Consider the following 20697-nt stretch of genomic DNA (forward strand, 5'->3'; position numbering starts at 1 on the left):
CTCCTTATCTATTTACATTTGGTGGAAAACCGAAGCCTACCGGATGATGCTTACAAAATGTTGCTATCCAATTATCTAAGGTAGTTACTCTTATATGACCGATGTTATCAATGACCTTACCGTCTCCAATATAGATACCGACATGACCATAGGTAAGTCCGGCTGTACTTCCACTACTGCTACTTTCAACCGCTACAAGCATTCCAACTTTTAGCTTTGATCTATCCGATGTAAAGGTATAGTTTCGATACATATCATTAGCGTTTCCTCCGATATATCCAAGTCCCGCATTCTGATAGACCTGAGATACCCACATAGCACACCAGCCTGCACCCGGAGACGGCGTAATATATGCAGCATTTACAATCTTCTTTTGCACTTCATCTGAAGCTTCGTACTCTTTTCCTCCACCTATACCTCCATTTGAAATGATAAGGTCGGTATTTCCAAAGACTTCTCCCATGTTTCCTTGAGCTAAAAATAGCGATTCATAGTGCTTTAAATTATCGGGATAGTCTGCAAATACCTTTCGGATAATACTGTCCATCTCTTTTTTATGAAGCGTTACAATGAGCTTTTTATACTCATAAGGTTCTTCGTGGCTTTCGGTATATTCATTGCCATCTTCATCGGTATAGGTTTCCGTAACTGTTCTGTATCTAATTTCAATTTCTTCCCTATACTCAAGGTCATACATAGTCTCAAACAATTCTTTTAATATGGAGTTTACTTCTGATACATTCTTTACCTCTCCACATCTTGATGTAATGTAGGACAAAAGCTCATGGACATTATGACCGATATACTCCGTGTTATTTAAGATATATTCATCATATCCGGGATAATTTTCTTCTACATTATCAACTTCATTTTGAAGCTCCTGTTCCATCTCTGAAAACTTCTGGTTTATTTCACTTAAGACATTTGGACTTGATAAATAAGATGTTGTTAAAACACTACTTGTAGTATTCATAACTCCAGTCATGGATGTTCCCGCAAAGTTAATCATAAAAGTTCCTAAAATAATAAGACCTATGAAAATAATCATAAGTCCCTTTGCTTTTCTTAATATAACTTCCTTTGAACTTTTAAGACTGCCGATAAGACCTTCCTTAATGCGATCTCTAAGCCTTGACTTATTCTGCCTTTTAATGGAATCTTTCATCTGCTTTCGCTTTTGAAATCGCTTAAAGTTATTTGCTTTTTGATATTCCTCCGTCTTTTTCAATTTTTCTTTGGCATCTCGAAACTCTAATTTGGATTTTCGCTTTCTGATTTTATAGTCCTTATTTGTAAGGTCATATCCTTTTTTTGCTCTTTTTTTATCCGAGTAGTTCTTAATACCATGAATGAGCTTTGAGCTTGTATCGGCTGTCTTTTCTCCTGCCTCTACCCCTTGATTTTCATCGCTTCCATGAGATAAATAATCCCGTACGGTTTCACTTCCTTTTGCTAAGCCTGATAAAGCAGATACTTTAGAAGCCTTATCCCTGAAAATTTTTTCCTGTTCTTTAGAAAGCTTGTTTTTCTTTTCTCTATCAAGAATGGCTTCTTTTCCGCTTTTTTTATTGTCCACCTTTTCCTCTTTGGCTTCAGCATCTTTTTTTCTGGTATAGAGCTTATCGGAATAGTTTTTCCTCTTATAATTTTTCTTTTGAGCTTTTTGGCTTTTTGAGAAGTCTTTTGTATCTTCAGCTTTATGTTGCAGATTATCCTCTACATCATAGGTTGACTCAAAATAGTCGCTATCTCTAAAGTCATTGTCATATCTATCTATGATTCCATCATTATCCAGATCTTTTCCTAAAGGATAATAGATTTTTCCATCCTTAACCTCAGTACCATAATCCGCTTTTCCAATTTCATCCTGACTTACAGTTCCTGTTTCAGAACTTCTATACCTTGCATTTCTTTTGGAAGTCCCTCGAACCGGTTCACTATCAGAGATCATTTTGCTTGTTTTATCATGCACCTTATCTTGAAATCTGTCTTTATCATGGACGATTTTCCCTCTGTAATCATCATTATGCTTTAACTTACTTTCTTCAGGATCTATGCTGCTATTACTTTGCAGTGTTTCCTTTTCAATCCTTGCCCTTTGCCTTTCCTTAAAGTCTTTTTTCAATTTCTTTTCCATAAGCCTACCTCACTTCTTCAGGCTTGGTTGTCATCTTCTGGTAAAGGATTGTGTCTTTCGGGAACTTATCAAGGAAAGGAACAATGGTGTTTCCAAAGAACAAAAGTCCTTCTCCTGCATTGGAATTAGTTACATATTTTAGCTGTGGCTGTGAGATTTTAAGTTTCCTTGCTAAAATTTCTCTATCACCTGAAGCCTGATTAAGCATTAAAACAAAGTCCGTATTATCAAAGATATTTTCAATTTCCTTACTCATAAGTAGGTCTTTGACATTCTGTGTAATACCTGTCGGAATTCCTCCCCACTTACGAAATCTTTTCCAAATCTCTACGGAATAAGAAGCTGTCTGCTCGTCTTTTAACAATAAGTGAAACTCGTCAATATAGTACCTTGTAGCCTTATTTCCTCTGTTTTGCGATACTTTGTTCCAAACCTGATCCTGAATAACAAGCATTCCAATTTTTTTAAGCTGCGAACCTAACTCCTTAATATCAAAACAAAGAAGCTGCTTATTTAAGTCCACATTGGACTGATGGTTAAATACATTAAGAGAGCCTGTTACATAAATCTCCATTTCCGTTGCGAGTTTTTTGCCGACTTTTTCTTCTTGATTTTTTAACATATCATACAGGTTTTGAAGAATAGGCATATTACAAGGCTCTGGATTTTCAAAATACTTTTCATAAATCTTAGGTAAGCATCTATCTATAACCGACTTTTCTTCAGCTGTAAGTCCACTACCACCAACTACTAATTCAAGCATAGACATAATAAAGTTTGCCTTATCTTTCAGTGGTGCGTCCCCATCACCATAGTTCATATTGATGTCAAGGGGATTGAGATAGTCTTTTGACTTACTGCTGACCTTAATGACTTCTCCCTTAAACTGACACACAAGGTTTCCGTACTCACCTTCCGGATCGCAGATAATCACATCATCATCGGTTGTAAGAATGGCATTTGCCATTTCTCTTTTTGCACTAAAGGATTTACCACTTCCCGGAGTTCCAAGGATTAGACCATTCGGGTTTTTCAGTTTCTTTCTATCTGCCATAATCAGGTTATGACTTAGGGCATTTAGTCCATAGTACAAACTGTTTGCCGAGTTTATGAAAAGCTCCTCTGTGGTAAAAGGCATAAACACTGCCGTAGATGATGAGGTTAGTCCTCTGTCGATTTCAATCTTATTTACCCCAAGAGGAAGTACACTGATTAAGCCCTGCTCCTGTGCATGATCGAGTCTTTTTAACTTGCAATTATGCTTATTGGCAATGGAGCTGATTTGAGAAATAGTGTTATCCAGCTTTTGGATTGTCCTTGCAAAGTTCATAAAGATAATAGTTACAACAAACATTCTCTCATCTCTGGTCTGCAAGTCTTTTAAGAGGCTTTTTACATCTTCCCCATAGGTGATTAAATCACTTGGAAGAATATCCATATCATACCCACTTCTTACAGCCTTTTTATTCTCCTCAATCTTCATCTTGTCAATGTCGGTATTTTTTCTTTTGACCATCTTTATGGCTTCTGACTGCTCAATCGCCTTGATATGAAAAGAGATATTGATGTTATCATCTATATCTAAAAACTCAGCAAGCATACGGTCTGAAAGCTCACTTGCAAGGATTTGAAAATGGCTTGTTGCTCCGATAAACTTACCGAATTTGAAATATTTACTTGGTGTAAAATTGAATTCATCAGGTACAATATAATTCTTAGTGCTTTCTCTTTTCTTTAATTCCTCGTATGAAAAATTAAAGGTTTTACCCGGATTTAGTACATCATGAAGTATTTTCAGTCTTTCATCTCCGCTTAGGCTTTCTGCTCTAACGCCCATACTTTTAAGATTTGATAATATATCTATTTCCAATCTTTCAAGCTTTGAGATTGCGTGTTCTAAATTATCGGCTTCTATTGTATAGGTTATATACTTTGATTTTTTTAACCCATTATTTCCTTTTAAAATTTGGCTTTTAAGCATTTCTCTAAACTCTAATCGTATATCATCAAAACCATCTTGTTTATCCGGTATCTGAATTGCTGACTGCATTTCTTCATTTCTCCCAAGTTGATTAATATAAGAAAGCTCAAGTCCAACACTTGGATCAAAGGAATTTAAAAAATTTGCAAATTGATTAAAAATTAGATCCCTATCTTCCTCTAAAGCCAGTTGATAATTAATATCCTCAAATACAATACTCTTATTAAAATGATTTTTGTCTATCTGGCAAACTCCATTTTTAAGCATTCTAAGATATGGAATCGTATCTTCTACTGTGTACCTTTTTGCCTCTTTTTTAAAAAATAAATCCAATATGGATAATTTTTTATTGTCCTTTTTTATTTTTTCTTTTCTCAGGTCTTTTTTGTTTTCTCTTAAGATTTTTTGACGACTTTCTAACTTTATTTGCTGAATTCTTCTTTTGTCTTTCAAGGTAAACCTCCTTTCTCACTCTCTTTTGAGGTTGGTAAAACTTATGAAGATAAATATATTTAAAATATTTTTCAAATGTCAGTCCATCTTTTTCAAATAAGGTAATAAAAAATATCGGTAGTGTTGACACAATCAAAAATATAACAGCTATATCATTAGGAACCACCTTCCTCATAAACAAATAGATTGGTACCCCTACTAATCCTGCAATTGTAAATCCTATAAGCTGTCTTTTCGTAAGGTTAAAGGCTACCTTTGTTTTTACCTTTTTTAAATCTTTTGGGATTGGTACATATGCCATAATTTACCTCCCTTCTGTTTTTTGCTTAATTGTTTATTCTGTTTTTCTAAATCTTTATCACAATAGCTATTCTCTTTTTTACACTCTTTTTCATCTGTATATTTTGTTTCTTGCATATCTAAAAGCCCTTCAATATGCTCATAAACAGAACCAATTTCTTCCTGAATATTTATAATCTGTTCATCCATGCTTTTATTGCACTTTCCCTGTACAAGACAAAAATCATTATGGTAATGAGCAAGTTCTTTTGTTTTATGCTCTAATTCTTTAATCCTCTTATAAAGCCAAATTTTATAAACGAGTGATAAAGCACCTGTTCCCAGAATCATAATTGGAAGTATTGCTTTTCTTTTATTCATAGTATCGCCCCTTTTCTTTTAGTGTGCATTTAATACACTTTTAGCCAGTGTTCCACTCTTTAACATCATCAACCCCAACAAAACTGCATATCCAAGTATAGTGAATGTACTTGTGTGTATATCTGTAATTTGTATTGTTTTAACTAATACCGCATAGATTCCAAGACAAACTATCAAAAAGAGTCCTTGTAGCCCTATTGCAAACAAACCTTTTATATAATTTGTTCCTATCTGTCCCCATTCTTTATTTCCCATAGTTGCAAACGGAATGGCTGAAACTGATGAATAAATATATATTTCAAACATTCTTCCATAGACTACAAGCATAATCACAATAGATATTGCCTGTATAGCAACCCTGATGAGCGAAGTTTCAAAGAGGATCATGACAAGTTCTCCAAGTTCCTTATCTTTTAATGAATCAATCATTGCCACTATCTGTTCTCCGGAAACGGTGGCAGAGGTGTTAATAACCCCTGCCGCCTTGTTTACCATATGTTGAGCAACATCAAAGACTGCCATTGAAAATTCAAACGCATGTGATACTAACCATACTGCTATCCACATTTTGATAATGTATTTAAAGAATTCAAAAGTATCTGTATCATGCATATTATTCTTTTGCATTACCATATTGATAAGCTCAATACATAAAACGGCAGTAATAATTAATCCTGCTATTGGGATAATTACTGAATCATTGATGTTTTTTATGAAACCAAAAACTTCACCATTCCAACCCATAGGCGTTTTCCCAATATCTGTTGCAACTGTACCAACTTTATCGTTGATATCAAGAAACATTGACTCTAAGTTTGCTTGGATACCTCCGAGTAGAAGTTCTTTGAAAAATTCTTCTATTTTGTCGAAAATACCAAACATAATCTTTCTCCTTTATCTTAATACATTTGCTAAAAGAGGAATCAACTTCAAACCGATAAGAACAATGCCTCCTCCAGCCATAAGTTGTTTAATTCCCTGTGATTTTGCCCCCGGATTATCATTTCCATATCCTTCCATCAAATTGATCACACCCCATGCACCAAGTCCTGCTCCTACTGCCATAACTAAAATTTTTAATATATTTACTGCCTGTGTAAAAAACTCCATAAATTATTCCTCCTCTTTTTCTTCTTTCTTTTCAATTTTGTTATATGCTTTAACAACAAAGTTTTTATAGGTTTTTCCATCTTTTTCTCTTTCCTTAAAATATCCAAATATATGAATAAAATCACTTTTTGAAAAATTCTTTGCAATCTTTACTTTGTCTCCATAAGCTGCACAGTTAATATAGTCCTTGCCTTTTCCATATTTTTTTACCAGTGTAAAATTTACAACTTCTACCTCTTCCCCATCTTTTTCAAAGCTTGAAAAAATAGGATCTGCAACTAAATTTGCATTGATATTAACCATTTCTTGTTTCATTTATTTTTTCTCCTTTTAAAAAATAATCATTTTCAAATCTCAAATACTTTTATTGTCTATTTTTATACAGTTGGACTTCTTATCCTTAACATTTTTTCTCCTCGTTTTTGTAATAAAAAACAGCAAATCTTTTTAGACTTACTGTTTAAATGAAAACCTTTATTCTTTTGTTTTTATGATTTTATTTTTTCATAATCCCTACTACCTCCTATCTCACAATGCAAATCATATACTTAAAGCCTCGTGATAAGTGTTTCTCTATTTAATTTTGCTTTACCATGTCTTTTAATATATTTCTCTATATCAAATGTGTTTTTCTTATCATAGTCCTCCAAAAGCTTATAATTTTTGTGCTTTGTAATATCGTACTTATCTGAAAGAAAAGGTCTTACACCTCTAAGCTGAAAAATACACTTTCCGCCGTCCATTACTGTTATTTCATCTTGACTCATTAGCTCCTTTCCGGTCTTTTGATAATTTAAACCAAAACTCTTTTGATTACTTCTTGTCTCCGAAGTGTTGTATAAGTCAATAGTTTCTTTACCAAGTGTTTCAGAAAGTTCTTTAAGTGTTGTTTTTTCTTTGCCTCCTAAAAATAATGTACTATCACAATTACCTACAATCGTATCGGCATTATCTTTATAAATTGCCTTTAGCTGAGATTGTGCCTGCAAAATGATACTTGCAGATATTTCTCTACTTCTGATTGTAGCAATAAGTTTTTCAAACTTTGGAATTAAGCCGATATTCGCAAATTCGTCTAATAGGCAACGCACATGAATAGGAAGTCTACCACCATAAACATCATCTGCTTTATCGCATAATAGATTAAATAGTTGAGAATACATGATAGATACTACAAAGTTAAAAGTATCATCTGTATCTGAGATAATTACAAACAGTGCTGTCTTTCTATCTCCGAGTCTATCCAGTTCTAACTCATCTTCTTTCATCAAATCTCTAAGCTCTTGAATATCAAATGGAGCAAGTCTTGCACCACATGAAATAAGGATCGACTTGGCTGTTTTTCCCGCAGCCAATTTATATTTTTTATATTGCTTCACCGCAAAGTGTGTAGGTTCTTTCTTTTCCAATGCTTCAAAGAGTCTATCTATCGGATTCATATAGGTTTCATCATCTTCTCTAACTTCAGAGGCATCTATCATATCAAGAAGTGTTGCAAAGTTCTTTTCTTCCCTTGGAGCTTCATAAAAGATATATCCAATCAGAGCTGTGTAGTAGAGTTTTTCGGCTTTCACCCAGAAATCCTCACCTGATTTTTCACCCTCGCCTTTAGTATTCGCAATGATCGTCTGAACCAGTTTTAGAATATCTTTTTCACTTCTAAGATAAGCGAACGGGTTATATTTCATACTCTTTTTGAAGTTAATGGTATTTAAGATTTTTATCTCATATCCATTATCTTCAAGCATTTTCCCACACTCAATTACTATTGTTCCTTTTGGATCGGTTACACAATAGCTACTGTGCATTTGCATCAAATTAGGCTTTACATAAAATCGGGTCTTTCCGCTCCCTGACCCTCCTATGACCAAAACATTTTTATTTCTTGCATACTTTGGATTTGCCGGTCTGCCATTCATAGTCAATCGTTCAGTTTGAGTGAGTAAGATATTATTTTGGAACTTTTCATCCATATACGGCTGAATATCTTTTGCCGTTCCCCATCTTGCTGAGCCATACTCTTTTCCTTGTCTGAACTTTTTAGCATTTTTGCCTTTGGTATAAACAATGAATTTAATTAAAGCTGCCACAACCACACCCATTAGAATATCAGTAAGGTGAATACTTGGAAAAAAGCTCATCGTATTAAGCTCTAATATCCCCTGAAAGATTTTGTCTATAATATCGCCACCTACATAACTTCGAACATGATTAGAGAAAATATTCCCTAAATAGAAAAATACAAGATAGGGAATATTCTGCCTTGCAAATTTTGCCTTATCTTGCATTTTAAATAAACCTTTGATATCTTTTATTATTTTATCTATCATAGGCTCTGTTCCTTTTGTTTGTTCTTGATTTTATCTTTAGAAATTGTATTCCTTGTCATTTTCTTAAATTTCTCTATGTTTTTGTGAATAGAGTCTTTCCTTTCTGCCTTCTTTTCAGACAATGAAATAGTTTTTTTAAATGCCTTATCCATCACTTTAATATCTTTAGCTTGAAAAAATACGGAATGATTACCAGTTGCCTTATCTTTCATCACCGAAAACATCACTCCATCTTTATTCAATTCTTTTTTTAATTCTTTTAAGTCTACTTCCTGAACGGGAATTTCTTCCAATTGTCCCTTCTTTACTAAATCTTTAAGTTTTACTTCGTTACTATTTGTATTGACGAGCTTTTCAAGTCCACCTAATTTGTCAGCCTCCTTCATCAGTTTCTTCAACAAGTTCAAGAGAATCTTTCCAGTTACTTTTCCCGCTCTTACTTCCATATTCAAGGTTTTTCTTGCTACTTCTTCATTAATCAAGTTCGATCACCTCCCATTAATAATCTATCTTTGTTTTTGTTTAATTTATCTTTTTGAATTTTCTTTCTAAAATCCTCCCCTACTACCATAACTGGAATACACATTTCAGTTATTCTTGAATAGATTCTTTGATACTCTACACTTTCTTTACAATTCACAATGCTGTCATACGAAAGATTTGTTGTAAAAATAGTAGGCTTGTTTTTCAAATACCTGCTGTTGACAATATTGTATACTTGTTCTTTTGCATAGCTTGTATCTCGTTCTATTCCTAAATCATCTAAGATAAGAACCGATGTATTTACAAGGGATTCGATGTATGCATTTTTATCAAAATCAAACCCACCTTTTTGCAGTTCATTTATAATTTGAGCAAAATTTCTTACTTTTACACTTACTTGATATCGTTCTATTAATCCATTGGCAATAGAACAAGCTAAGTAGGTTTTCCCACTTCCTACCGATCCATAAAATAAAAGTCCAACATTTTCTTTTTTCATTACTTCGTAATCTCTTACAAAATTTTTAGCAATAATAAGGCTTTGATTTCTATTTCCTTTATAATTTTCAAATGTATATGTCCACTGAACAATCGAGCTAAAACAACTGTTTTTTAATCTCTCCACTTCTAACTTTTTTTGTCGCTCTTTTTCTTTGTATTCTCTATCTCTATCACATTTGCACGAAGATTTAAAAATCATCTTTTTCCCCAAAAACTCAAGTATCTTGCCGTCCTTTTGCTCATGACAGATTTTACAATAAGCATGTCCCTCTTTTATATACTCATTTTCTGGATTAAAAGAATATTCTACCCCTTCTATCATCATTGTTTTTAATTCGGTCATTATAAATGTTCTCCTTTATCATAATCTTCCAATGTAGGTATATTTGCTTTTCCCTTTTTGCCTTGATCTTTATAAAACCATGAAAGAATTGTTGCCTTATGATTTTGATATGTTTTTCCAGTACTTTTCATATATGCAGATAATCTTTCAACATAATTTTCAAATTGAGAATTTAGTAATTTTCTTAATTCTTCTGATTCACTTGCTGATAAAACAACATTTTGAAATTCTCCAAATGTTATGTCACTCTTACTAAAATCTGTATTTCTATAATCAGTATTATTTATATTATTATTACTTCTGTGTAGTTTCTTCATTTCTTGAAGTGTATTTCCTACATTTCTGGAGTGTAATTTCTTCATTTCCGGAGTGTAACTCTTACACTCGGAACTAAGAATTCTCATAAAATCTTTTACATAAATAATATTTGGCTTCCCAAGTCCCTGTCTTTTTCTCTCTATAAGTCCTATTCCTTTCGTGTTTCCATCAAGTTCGTTTAAAATTTTTACCGCTGTTTTATTTGACTTATTCAAAGTCTGCATAACTTCTTCGACAGTAAATATAATATAAACTCGCCCTTCTTTATCAATCCAATTATTTCTAAACGATAAACCTGAACGCTCTAATAAACAAGCATAAAGTATCTTTGCATCAGAAGATAAATTTTTATATAGATCATTGGTTACCAAAACTTTGGGTAGCATATAGAAACTAAATCTTTCTGTGTCACGATTATAAAAATAGTCAAAATCCATAGCCTCCCCCTTTCTCATAAAAATTCACAAAGAAAAAGACGATAGTTATTTCTCTATCGCCTTTGGTAACCCTATTTATAAAGTTTTTAATAATCAAATTAAAATTTATAGCACCATCTTCTTCCATTTTCTAATTTTTGTTCTGAAAGTTTTAAATGGTGCAACCGTATTAACATGAACAAATTTATATACTTCCCACACTGCTGTTTTAGTCGCATCATCAGCCCATTTTCTCATATGTGGTTTAAATAATTCTTCATCACTTAATGAATCAATCATTACATATATAGAATTAATATTTTCATTTAATTTAGATTTTAACTCTTGCAATGATAAATGAGCGTAAGTATCTGTGAACCATTGATATAATTCACCAAGTTGATTCCATTTGAATTCATCCGATGGTGTCTTTACTTGAATCCCATTTCTTTCATCTTCTTCCCATTTGAGGACTAATGTTGTCCATCCCACCTGATAGGCAAGATTTTCTGCCGGAGTTCTGTCAACTTCATCAATTCTTTTATCTTTTAAGCTTTCTGGAATATTATCAAATTCTGCAATATATTTCCCAAATGTTTTATTTATTTCAGTTTTGAGTTCTTCTTTATTTTCGTATACTCTCATAAAATCACCTTTACAACTTCTGATTTATCAATTCTTTGATTTAAACTGACCTTATTTTCTCGTTTATCCCTTGCAATAATGCTATAATTGATGCTCCAACCATCGGTATCCCATAAGGACTAAGTAAAAAACCTATAATTAAGGCTTCTATCCCGATGGTAACCTCTTTTTGTAAAAAAGAAGCAATTGCTCCAACTATACAAAATAGCATAAGAAAATATAAAATAGTAGTTCCTATACTAAGTAAAAATGTTAGTGCAGCAATAAGGATGCTTAAAATCCAACTAATTGGGACCAAAAAGATTTTTAATATCCATCTCATAACACTAACTTCTTTTCTACTCAATCATTTTGAAATGTCTTAAAGCTTCCATTATAGCTTCCTCTTTTTCCGGTGTACATTGTGGGATAATCTGTTTTTCTTTTTTTGATTTATTATAATGCTCTCTCAGTTCAATTCCACATTTCTTTTTAATCTGTGAAATATAGAGTGTAGAAACCTTTAGCCCAAATTTTTCTAATACATACTCCTTGATTTGAGTATATGTTGCTTTACTTTCAGCACTTGTCAAATCCATCTCATTGAGCTCAATTTCAACCTCTATATGATTATTGACATCGAGTTTGGACAATAACGCTACCGTCTCCACATGCACACTATGCGGAAACATATCCACTGGCTGAGCTTTTACACATCTATATCCTTTTTCATCCAAATACTTCAAGTCCCTTGCAAGAGTGGAAGGGTTACAACTAACATAAACTATTCTATCCGCCTGCATATCCACTATTGTTTCAAGAACCTTCTCATCGCATCCTTTTCTTGGAGGATCCACTACTACAATATTCGCTTTCTTCCCCTGATTATATAGCTTAGGAACTTCTTCTTCAGCCTTTCCTACATAGAACTCCACATTACTAATATTATTCAATTCTGCGTTGTTTCTTGCATCTTTAATGGCATCTTCTACTACTTCCACACCATATACCTTCTTTGCTTTTTGAGCCAAAAATAGAGATATAGTTCCTATTCCACAATATATGTCAAATACTGTATCCTCTTCTCCTATATTAGCATATTCCAAAGCCTTATTGTATAGAACTTCTGTCTGAACTGGATTTACTTGGAAAAAAGACAGTGGACTTATTTCAAATTTCAAGTCTCCTATATAGTCTATTATTCTTCCATTTCCATAGATATTTTTATTTTTTCTTCCTAGTATTACATTTGTTTTCTTGTCATTTACATTGACTACTAAAGTTTTAAATCCCTCTATATTTTCTTTCAATTCTTCTAAAAATTCTTCTATATGTGGTATTTCTGACTTAGTAGCTACCAAAACTACCATTACTTCTTTTGTTGTAAATCCTATTTTAGTGACTATATGTCTCAAAAGGCCTTTGTTAGCATTTTCGTCATAAACGCTAATATTATTTTTTTCAATGAAATTTCTTAGTATTTCTATTATTTTATCATTTACCTCATGTTGTATTACGCATTTATCCATGTCTATTACATCATGACTTTTTTTCTTATAAAAGCCTATTTTCAGCTTTCCATTTTCTCTTTGTATTGGAAACTGTGCTTTATTTCTATATCTAAAAGGATTTTCCATTCCTATTGTATCATGTACTTCTATGTCTTCTATTCCTGCTATTCTTTTAAAATCTTCTTTTACTGAGTTTGTCTTTATTTCAAGTTGCTTTTGATAGTCTAGTTCTTGTATTTGGCAACCACCGCAGTTTCTGTACTTCATTGAACAGACTCTTTCTACTCTATCTTCTGATTCTTTCTTTATTTTAGATATTACACCTTCTGCATATTTTTTCTTTGATTTTGTAATTTTTACATCTACTATTTCACCTGGAAGTGCAGAGTCTACAAATACTGTAAAATCCTTGTGTTTTCCTATTCCTACTCCACCCTGTCCTATATCTACTATTTTGCATTCATATTTTTTATTTTTTTCTAGCAAAGTTCTTCCTCCTTTGACTTTTGTCTATCTATATAATTTTTTATTAATTATTTTTACCATAATAGATTTATTTTATCAAAAACAACAATAAAAAGCTACTGTAATTTGGTTGAACCTTATACAGTAGCTCTATGTTAATATACTATACGCTTTTTTATAAACATACAATCTGGGGGATTAGTATGTTGCTGTAAATCTATATTTTTATTATTCTCTAGTTATTGAACCGCTTGTTGCTTCTACTCTTATCTTGTCTCCATCCTTAACCTTTGCAGTTATCTCCTTTACAGATACTACTACTGGAGTTCCAAGATTTATTCCTGCTATTGCAGCATGAGAAGTCATTCCGCCTGTTTCTGTTACTATTGCACTTGCCTTTTCCATGTATGGAACCATTTCCTTGTCAGTTCCTACTGCTACAAGTATGTCTCCTTCATTGAATACCTTTGGAGTTTCTCCTGGCTTAACTACTCTAGCTATACCTTCTACTATAGATTCTCCACCGATACCTACACCTCTTCCAAGGAAGTCTGCTATTACGCTTACCTTGATTAGATTTGTCTTTCCTATCTTTCCAACAGGAACACCAGCTGTTACTACTACAGTATCTCCAGTGTTTACGAATCCATTTTCTCTTGCAGCTATTATAGAGTTTTCTATTACTTCGTCAGTATTCTGTCCTAATTCACTCTTTACAGGGTATGTTCCCCAGTTAAGAGATAGCTTTCTCATTACTCTGTCGCTCTGAGTTGCAGCTATAATAGGTGCTAGTGGTCTAAACTTAGATACCTGCTTAGTAGTATATCCTGAAGAAGTACAAGTTATGATTGCCTGTGCTTCAAGATCCATAGCAGTTGTGCAAGTTGCATGACTGATTGCATCAGTTACTGTTATTTCCTTCTTACCAAAAGATGATATCTTGTATTCAAGAGTTTCTTCTGTTCTAAGTGCTATTCTATTCATTGTTGAAACTGCTTCAATTGGATACTTTCCTGCTGCTGTCTCTCCAGAAAGCATTATAGCATCTGTACCATCATATATTGCATTTGCAACGTCTGTTACTTCTGCTCTTGTTGGTCTAGGATTTCTTATCATAGAGTCCATCATCTGAGTCGCAGTTATAACTGGCTTAGATATTTCATTACACTTTCTTATTATCATCTTCTGAACTATTGGTACTTCTTCACTTGGTATTTCAACACCCATATCTCCTCTGGCAATCATTATACCGTCAGATACCTGAATTATTGAATCTATATTTTCTACACCTTCGTGACTTTCTATCTTAGATATTATCTGTATATCATCTGCTCCGTTTTCTTCTAATATCTTTCTTATTTCAAGAACATCTGAAGCCTTTCTAACAAATGATGCTGCTATAAAATCTATTCCCTGTTCTATACCAAACTTTATGTCTGATATATCCTTGTCTGTTATAGCTGGAAGATTTATTACAACTCCTGGAAGATTTACACCCTTCTTTGATGATACCTTACCTGAGTTTTCTACTACAGTAATTATGTCATTTCCCTTTATCTCAGTTATCTTTAAAGCAACTAGACCGTCATCTATAAGTATTGTATCTCCAACCTTAACATCATTTATCATTCCCTTATATGATACTGTACATCTTTCTCTATTTCCTATACAGTCATCCATTGTAACAACGAACTTTTCACCTTCATCTAGTACGATGGCTTCTTCAAAGTCTCCTGTTCTTATTTCAGGTCCCTTTGTATCAAGAAGAATAGCAATAGGCATATTTAGTTCTTCTCTTATTCTCTTAGTTCTATCCATTCTTTCCTTGTGTTCTTCATGAGAACCGTGAGAGAAGTTGAATCTACATACATTTAAACCATTTAATGCTAATTCTCTTAAAATATCATCTGAATCCGTAGCAGGACCCATTGTACATACAATCTTTGTCTTTTTTAACTTTGTCACTATAATCACCTCAAATTTTCTTTCAATAATTTAATATATACTATAAATTATTTAACACTGTCTAAACTAAACTAACTTTTTGCTATATAGAAAGAATCTTAGCCATTTCATATAAGTCCTGATCAAATTCCTTTTCCATAGATAGAGCATCATCTATATCTAGGTCAATTATCTTATTGTCCTTGATACCTACTACTCTCTTGCTCTTACCTTCTATAAGTAATTCAACAGCCTTATTTCCTAACTTACTAGCAAGTATTCTATCAAATGCAGATGGTGAACCACCTCTTTGTACATGTCCTAAAACTGTTATTCTAACATCTGCCTTATCCTTTACTGTAAGAGCATTCTTTAGTCCTAATGCTCCACCTTCTATGTCCGCACCTTCTGCTAATACGATTATGCTGTGCTTCTTACCTCTCTTCTGAGTAGTTCTTAACTTACTTACTATTTCATCCGTTCTTATTTCTCTTTCAGGAACTACTATTGTTTCAGCTCCACCAGCAACACCAGCATATAGCGCAAGATCTCCACAATTTCTACCCATAACTTCTACTATATTTACTCTGTCATGAGATGAAGATGTGTCTCTTATCTTACCTATTGCATCTATTACTGTGTTCATTGCAGTATCGAATCCAATTGTATAATCTGTATACGCAAGGTCATTATCTATTGTTCCCGGTATACCTATTGTCTTGACACCTAATTCGCTTAAAAGCTTTGCACCTGTGAAAGATCCATCTCCTCCTATTACAACAAGACTTTCTATTCCGTAGTTTTCAAGTATTTCTACAGCTTTTTCTCTACCTTCTGCTGTTTTGAATTCGTCGCATCTTGAAGATTTAAGTATTGTTCCGCCTCTCTGAATTATATCACCAACTGATGACAAGTCCATTTCTACAAACTCTTCATCTAAAAGACCTCTGTATCCCTTTTCAATTCCATAAACCTTATATCCGTAATAAATTGCAGTTCTAACTACGGCTCTAATTGCCGCATTCATTCCTGGAGCGTCTCCTCCACTAGTTAAAATACCAATTGCCTTCATAACTACCATATCCTCCTATCGCATTAGCAAAATCCTAATCTATAGCTAATTTTTTTAATCACATAACAAATATTACAATCATAAAAAATTTAAAACAGGGACAATTAAAGACCACGCCATTCACTTTTTATCCCACAATAGTTAAAAAAATATTACGATTGTATCTTTTGATATTATAACACAATATTGTCAATTTAAGAATAGATTTAGGGCATTTTTTTGCTATTTTTGTGTATTTCTAGATACTTTTGTCAGGATATTGTTTTCACTCAAAATAGATTCTTTCAAAACATCAACTTTGTTTTTCTTATATTTTTATAATAATTTTTGACTTTTATTTTCTATACTAATTTAAAAGTAAATATCTTTTTTTATTTAAACTCTATTTGAAATATTGTTTGATTTTATAAAAAGGCTATAATCTGTTTTTTATTTCAAACAAATATAGCCTCTTTATTATTACCTTAACTTAATTTTTTAGATTCAATCTATTTAATTTTACTTGCTAGGATTCTTTAAACTGAAAATACAGCTTTATTTTATTGTATTACTATATCTTTTTCATCCATAATTCTTGAAAGTTCTTCTTTTACATTTATATCCGCATAAACACCTATTCCTGAAAGTTGATAAGTCTTTCTTCCGCCATCCTTATTTTCATCAATTGGGAATATCGTTACGAGATCAGTTCCTTGATTGCGTCTAACTATAGAATAGATTTCATTTATCAATTCATCATTTTTCATTGAATCCACTCTAAGAAACAATTTTTTACCTGTTCCATGACTTTGTATTGTTTCCTCTTTTTTATAGTAACTTCTTCTTTCCTTTTCTTCAAAAGGTGTATCGTCATCAATTGATTTTATTTGACCAGCAAGAATTGATACATCATCATCGTCTCTCACACTTATTCTTCCCTTTATAAATATAATCGAGTCCTCTTTTAGTAATTCTTGATACTGCTGAAGTGTTCTTGGAAATATTACTACATCTATACTTCCATATAAATCCTCAAGGGTTACAAATGCCATAATATCGTCTTTTTTCGTAGTCATAAGTCTTTTGCCTATTACCATTCCACCGATTATATGCTCTTTATCATTGAGTTCTAAAAGTTTTTCTGGTTCTTCTTTTAGCTTGTTGATTTCACCACAGTTTATAGAGGTCTTTCTCTTTATAAGGTCTTCATACTCAGAAAGAGGGTGACCTGTAACATATACACCTAAAACTTCTTTTTCCATTTCAAGTTTTACTTTATCCTTGTATTCCGGAACAAACTTCAAGGAGTTTTGTTCCTCTACCTCCTCTTGTTGTTCCTGTGACATCATTTCAAATAGCGAAATTTGACCAGAGACATTCTTTTTCTTATCCTTGTTGATGCTTTCTTGTAAAGCTTCAAATCCAAACATAAGAGTAGCTCTGTTTTCCCCAAGAGAATCAAAGGCACCACATTTAATTAAGCTCTCAACTATTCTTTTATTTGTAAGCTTAGAATCTAACCTTTTTAGCATATTGCTAAGGTCTATAAAGTCTCCAGCTTCTTCTCTTTCTTGAACAATTGCGTCTATTACATGAGATCCCACATTTTTAACAGCTGCAAGTCCAAATCTTATACAGTTTCCATCTACTGAAAACTTTGAATATGATTTATTTATATCTGGAGGCAATACTTCTATCCCCATAGCATTACATTCTCTAATATATTCAACTACCTTATCAGTATTACCCATTACAGAGGTCATAAGAGCCGCCATAAACTCTACTGGATAGAAAGTCTTTAGATAGGCTGTCTCATATGCCAATACTCCATAGGCTGCAGCGTGGGACTTATTAAATGCATATCTAGCAAAGTCTATCATATCGTCGAATATCTGATTGGCAGCATCTTCTGGGACACCATTTCTTATACAACCTGGTATTTCGATATTACCTTCTTCATCTAGCTTTCCATATATAAAGTACTGTCTTTCCTCTTCCATTACGTCCATCTTTTTCTTACTCATAGCACGTCTTACAAGGTCACTTCGTCCAAAACTATATCCACCAAGCTCCCTTACTACCTGCATAACCTGTTCCTGATAAACTAGACATCCGTATGTTACTTCAAGTATCGGTTTTAACTTTTCATGAATATATTTTACTTCTTCTGGATTCTGTTTGCACTTAATATATGTTGGAATAGAGTCCATTGGTCCTGGTCTAAAAAGAGAAATACCGGCGACAATGTCTTCAAAACTACTTGGTTTTAATTGCTTCATAAAGTTTCTCATTCCACTGCTTTCCAACTGGAATACTCCCAAAGTATTTCCTTGCGAAAGATTTTCAAATACCTTTGGATTATCGTATTCCATCTTTGAAAAATCTATATGCTCAGTATATCCTTTTTTGTCTCTATTTAACTCTATTAAATCTAGTGTGTCCCTTATAACTGTAAGTGTTCTCAAACCTAAAAAGTCCATCTTTAAAAGTCCAAGTTCTTCCAGCGTTGTCATTGTAAACTGTGTCGTTATGGAATCTTGATTTTTGTAAAGAGGTACATATTCATACACAGGATTTTTAGATATTACCACTCCTGCTGCATGTGTGGAAGCATGTCTTAACATACCCTCTAATTTTTTAGAAATATCTATTACTTCTTTTACCTCTTCGTCATTATCATACATCTGAACAATATTTGGATTGACATCAAATGCCTTATCTATTGTCATTCCAAGAGCAAATGGTATTTCTTTTGCTATTGAATCCGCCTTATTATAAGGAATATCCAAAACTCTCCCTACATCTCTAATTGCCAACTTTGCCCCCATAGTACCAAAAGTGATTATTTGGGCAACATGATCTTTTCCATATTTTCTTTTTACATATTCTATTACTTCTTCTCTTCTTTCATAACAAAAGTCTATATCTATATCAGGCATTGTTACTCTTTCTGGATTAAGAAATCTTTCAAAGAGAAGATTATATTTAATAGGATCTATATCCGTTATCCTAAGGGTATATGAAACTATAGAACCTGCTGCAGAACCTCTACCAGGTCCTACCATAATATTATTATTTTTTGCGAAATTTATAAAATCCCAAACAATTAGGAAGTATTCTATATATCCCATGCTAGAAATTACATTAATTTCATATTCAAGCCTATCTATAATTTCTTGACTTGGATTTTCATATCTTTCATACAAACCTTTGTAGCAAAGTTCTTTCAAATATTCCAATGGAGTATACCCCTCTGGGACATCAAAAGAAGGTATGTGATAATTATTAAAATCAAATTCTACATTGCATCTTTCTGCTATCTTTAAAGTATTGTCAATAGCTTCGGGTGCAAATGTGAATAGTTCTTCCATCTCTTCCCTAGACTTTATATAAAATTCATCATTGGGAAATTTCATCCTAGATGGATCGTCTAATATTTTCTGCATCTGTATACATAAAAGCACATCATGATTTTTAGAATCCTCTCTATTTACATAATGCGAATCATTAGTTGCCACCATAGGTATTCCTAGTTCTTTGGATATTTTTAAAATACCTGCATTTACTTCCTTGTCTTCCGCTAACTTATGATCTTGCACTTCAAGAAAGAAATTATCTTCTCCAAATATATCCCTATATTCTTTTGCAAGCTCAAGTGCTTTTTCATAGTCTCTTTGCATTAATGCCTTTGGAATTTCACCATTTAAACAAGCTGATAAGCATATTATTCCATCAGAATACTTTCTCAACTGTTCCTTATCTGTTCTAGGCTTATAATAAAATCCATCTACATATGAGTCTGAAACTATTTTTATAAGATTTTTATATCCTTCGTTATTTTCAGCTAGAAGAATTAGATGCGATGATCTTTTATCAAGCATAGGGTCCTTATCTGTATACTTTCTTGCTGCAACATATACTTCACACCCTATAATTGGCTTTATTCCTTCTTTTTTACAAGCCTTATAAAAATCTATTACCCCAAACATTGAACCGTGGTCAGTAATTGCACAAGAGCTCATACCTAGCTCTTTTACCTTTGGAATTAACCACTTCAATCTAGAAAATCCATCAAGAAGACTATATTCTGTATGCACATGAAGATGACAAAAATCTTTATTTTTTACTTCAAAAGTTTCATCTTCTTTTTTTTCTTCTATTTCTAACATACCGTCCTCCCTTCAAAATTTTAAAACATATTTAAAAATAAGTTGCTATTTTTATTAAATAATATTTCATTTAATAAGATACTTATCTTTTCATTTACTTAAACTTTTATATAGAATCTATGTAATTTAATCCATTTATTCTACATTCGATATTTCTATTATACATTATAGAATTTTTCATTGCACTTACTTTTAAGAGTT

16 protein-coding genes and 1 pseudogene are annotated in these 20697 nt (G+C 32.7%); all 17 read right to left on the reverse strand.

Going from position 1 to position 20697, the window contains the following annotated elements; all coding sequences use genetic code 11:
• Positions 1-4 precede the first annotated feature (4 nt).
• The 17 genes and pseudogenes from BMY82_RS03520 to BMY82_RS03600 all read right to left on the reverse strand — a co-directional run bounded on the left by BMY82_RS03520 (position 5) and on the right by BMY82_RS03600 (position 20496).
• Entirely contained in the window at positions 5-2137 is a 2133-nt protein-coding gene (locus tag BMY82_RS03520) for a CHAP domain-containing protein (protein WP_091974715.1), read from the reverse strand.
• Between the two features lie 4 nt (positions 2138-2141).
• Positions 2142-4571 (reverse strand): VirB4-like conjugal transfer ATPase, CD1110 family, encoded by a 2430-nt coding sequence (locus tag BMY82_RS03525; protein ID WP_091974717.1) that lies wholly within the window; start codon positions 4569-4571, stop codon positions 2142-2144.
• Entirely contained in the window at positions 4465-4872 is a 408-nt protein-coding gene (locus tag BMY82_RS03530) for a PrgI family protein (protein WP_091974720.1), read from the reverse strand. The genes BMY82_RS03525 and BMY82_RS03530 overlap by 107 nt, the downstream gene beginning before the upstream one ends.
• Positions 4842-5231: a hypothetical protein gene (locus BMY82_RS09570; protein ID WP_242938904.1), complete on the reverse strand. Its 390-nt coding sequence runs from the start codon at positions 5229-5231 to the stop codon at positions 4842-4844. Before BMY82_RS09570 ends, BMY82_RS03530 begins: the two co-directional genes overlap by 31 nt.
• A gap of 18 nt (positions 5232-5249) precedes the next feature.
• Positions 5250-6113 carry a VirB6/TrbL-like conjugal transfer protein, CD1112 family gene (locus tag BMY82_RS03540; RefSeq protein WP_091974722.1) on the reverse strand — a complete coding sequence of 288 codons (864 nt, stop codon included), beginning with the start codon at positions 6111-6113 and terminating at the stop codon, positions 5250-5252.
• 12 nt (positions 6114-6125) lie between these two features.
• Entirely contained in the window at positions 6126-6341 is a 216-nt protein-coding gene (locus tag BMY82_RS03545) for a Maff2 family mobile element protein (protein WP_091974724.1), read from the reverse strand.
• A 3-nt stretch (positions 6342-6344) separates the two neighbouring features.
• Positions 6345-6656 carry a single-stranded DNA-binding protein gene (locus BMY82_RS03550; protein ID WP_091974726.1) on the reverse strand — a complete coding sequence of 104 codons (312 nt, stop codon included), beginning with the start codon at positions 6654-6656 and terminating at the stop codon, positions 6345-6347.
• A 233-nt stretch (positions 6657-6889) separates the two neighbouring features.
• The gene (locus BMY82_RS03555; RefSeq protein ID WP_091974728.1) at positions 6890-8671 is read right to left on the reverse strand and encodes a VirD4-like conjugal transfer protein, CD1115 family; all 1782 of its coding nucleotides are present in this window, start codon (positions 8669-8671) and stop codon (positions 6890-6892) included.
• Positions 8668-9153 (reverse strand): PcfB family protein, encoded by a 486-nt coding sequence (locus BMY82_RS03560; RefSeq protein ID WP_091974730.1) that lies wholly within the window; start codon positions 9151-9153, stop codon positions 8668-8670. Before BMY82_RS03560 ends, BMY82_RS03555 begins: the two co-directional genes overlap by 4 nt.
• Positions 9150-9998, reverse strand: a complete 849-nt coding sequence (locus BMY82_RS03565) for an ATP-binding protein (RefSeq protein ID WP_420358841.1) — start codon at positions 9996-9998, stop codon at positions 9150-9152. Before BMY82_RS03565 ends, BMY82_RS03560 begins: the two co-directional genes overlap by 4 nt.
• Positions 9998-10753: a replication initiator protein A gene (locus BMY82_RS03570; protein ID WP_091974734.1), complete on the reverse strand. Its 756-nt coding sequence runs from the start codon at positions 10751-10753 to the stop codon at positions 9998-10000. The genes BMY82_RS03565 and BMY82_RS03570 overlap by 1 nt, the downstream gene beginning before the upstream one ends.
• Positions 10754-10858: 105 nt before the next feature.
• Entirely contained in the window at positions 10859-11377 is a 519-nt protein-coding gene (locus BMY82_RS03575; protein WP_091974736.1) for a ClbS/DfsB family four-helix bundle protein, read from the reverse strand.
• A gap of 40 nt (positions 11378-11417) precedes the next feature.
• A complete protein-coding gene (locus BMY82_RS03580) occupies positions 11418-11699 on the reverse strand; it encodes a CD1845 family protein (protein ID WP_091974959.1) in 282 nt (93 codons plus the stop codon).
• Between the two features lie 301 nt (positions 11700-12000).
• Positions 12001-13353, reverse strand: a pseudogene (gene rlmD, locus BMY82_RS03585) (23S rRNA (uracil(1939)-C(5))-methyltransferase RlmD); the annotation flags it as partial.
• A gap of 207 nt (positions 13354-13560) precedes the next feature.
• Complete coding sequence (gene pyk / locus BMY82_RS03590; protein WP_091974961.1) at positions 13561-15300, reverse strand: pyruvate kinase; 1740 nt, start codon at positions 15298-15300, stop codon at positions 13561-13563.
• A gap of 79 nt (positions 15301-15379) precedes the next feature.
• Positions 15380-16348, reverse strand: coding sequence for a 6-phosphofructokinase (gene pfkA / locus BMY82_RS03595; RefSeq protein WP_091974962.1), 969 nt, complete (start codon positions 16346-16348; stop codon positions 15380-15382).
• Positions 16349-16887: 539 nt separating this feature from the next.
• Positions 16888-20496, reverse strand: a complete 3609-nt coding sequence (locus tag BMY82_RS03600; RefSeq protein ID WP_091974741.1) for a DNA polymerase III subunit alpha — start codon at positions 20494-20496, stop codon at positions 16888-16890.
• Between the last annotated feature and the right edge of the window lie 201 nt (positions 20497-20697).

The sequence above is a fragment of the Peptostreptococcus russellii genome, assembly GCF_900110295.1.
GTDB classification, from domain to species: Bacteria; Bacillota; Clostridia; order Peptostreptococcales; family Peptostreptococcaceae; genus Peptostreptococcus; species Peptostreptococcus russellii_A.

Bases quoted from the DNA above. Each gene is read 5' to 3' on its own strand.
- BMY82_RS03520 (WP_091974715.1), bottom strand. From the start codon at position 2,137: ATGGAAAAGAAATTGAAAAAAGACTTTAAGGAAAGGCAAAGGGCAAGG.
- BMY82_RS03530 (WP_091974720.1), bottom strand. From the start codon at position 4,872: ATGGCATATGTACCAATCCCAAAAGATTTAAAAAAGGTAAAAACAAAG.
- BMY82_RS09570 (WP_242938904.1), bottom strand. From the start codon at position 5,231: ATGAATAAAAGAAAAGCAATACTTCCAATTATGATTCTGGGAACAGGT.
- BMY82_RS03540 (WP_091974722.1), bottom strand. From the start codon at position 6,113: ATGTTTGGTATTTTCGACAAAATAGAAGAATTTTTCAAAGAACTTCTA.
- BMY82_RS03545 (WP_091974724.1), bottom strand. From the start codon at position 6,341: ATGGAGTTTTTTACACAGGCAGTAAATATATTAAAAATTTTAGTTATG.
- BMY82_RS03550 (WP_091974726.1), bottom strand. From the start codon at position 6,656: ATGAAACAAGAAATGGTTAATATCAATGCAAATTTAGTTGCAGATCCT.
- BMY82_RS03555 (WP_091974728.1), bottom strand. From the start codon at position 8,671: ATGATAGATAAAATAATAAAAGATATCAAAGGTTTATTTAAAATGCAA.
- BMY82_RS03565 (WP_420358841.1), bottom strand. From the start codon at position 9,998: ATGACCGAATTAAAAACAATGATGATAGAAGGGGTAGAATATTCTTTT.
- BMY82_RS03570 (WP_091974734.1), bottom strand. From the start codon at position 10,753: ATGGATTTTGACTATTTTTATAATCGTGACACAGAAAGATTTAGTTTC.
- BMY82_RS03575 (WP_091974736.1), bottom strand. From the start codon at position 11,377: ATGAGAGTATACGAAAATAAAGAAGAACTCAAAACTGAAATAAATAAA.
- BMY82_RS03580 (WP_091974959.1), bottom strand. From the start codon at position 11,699: ATGAGATGGATATTAAAAATCTTTTTGGTCCCAATTAGTTGGATTTTA.
- pfkA (WP_091974962.1), bottom strand. From the start codon at position 16,348: ATGAAGGCAATTGGTATTTTAACTAGTGGAGGAGACGCTCCAGGAATG.
- BMY82_RS03600 (WP_091974741.1), bottom strand. From the start codon at position 20,496: ATGTTAGAAATAGAAGAAAAAAAAGAAGATGAAACTTTTGAAGTAAAA.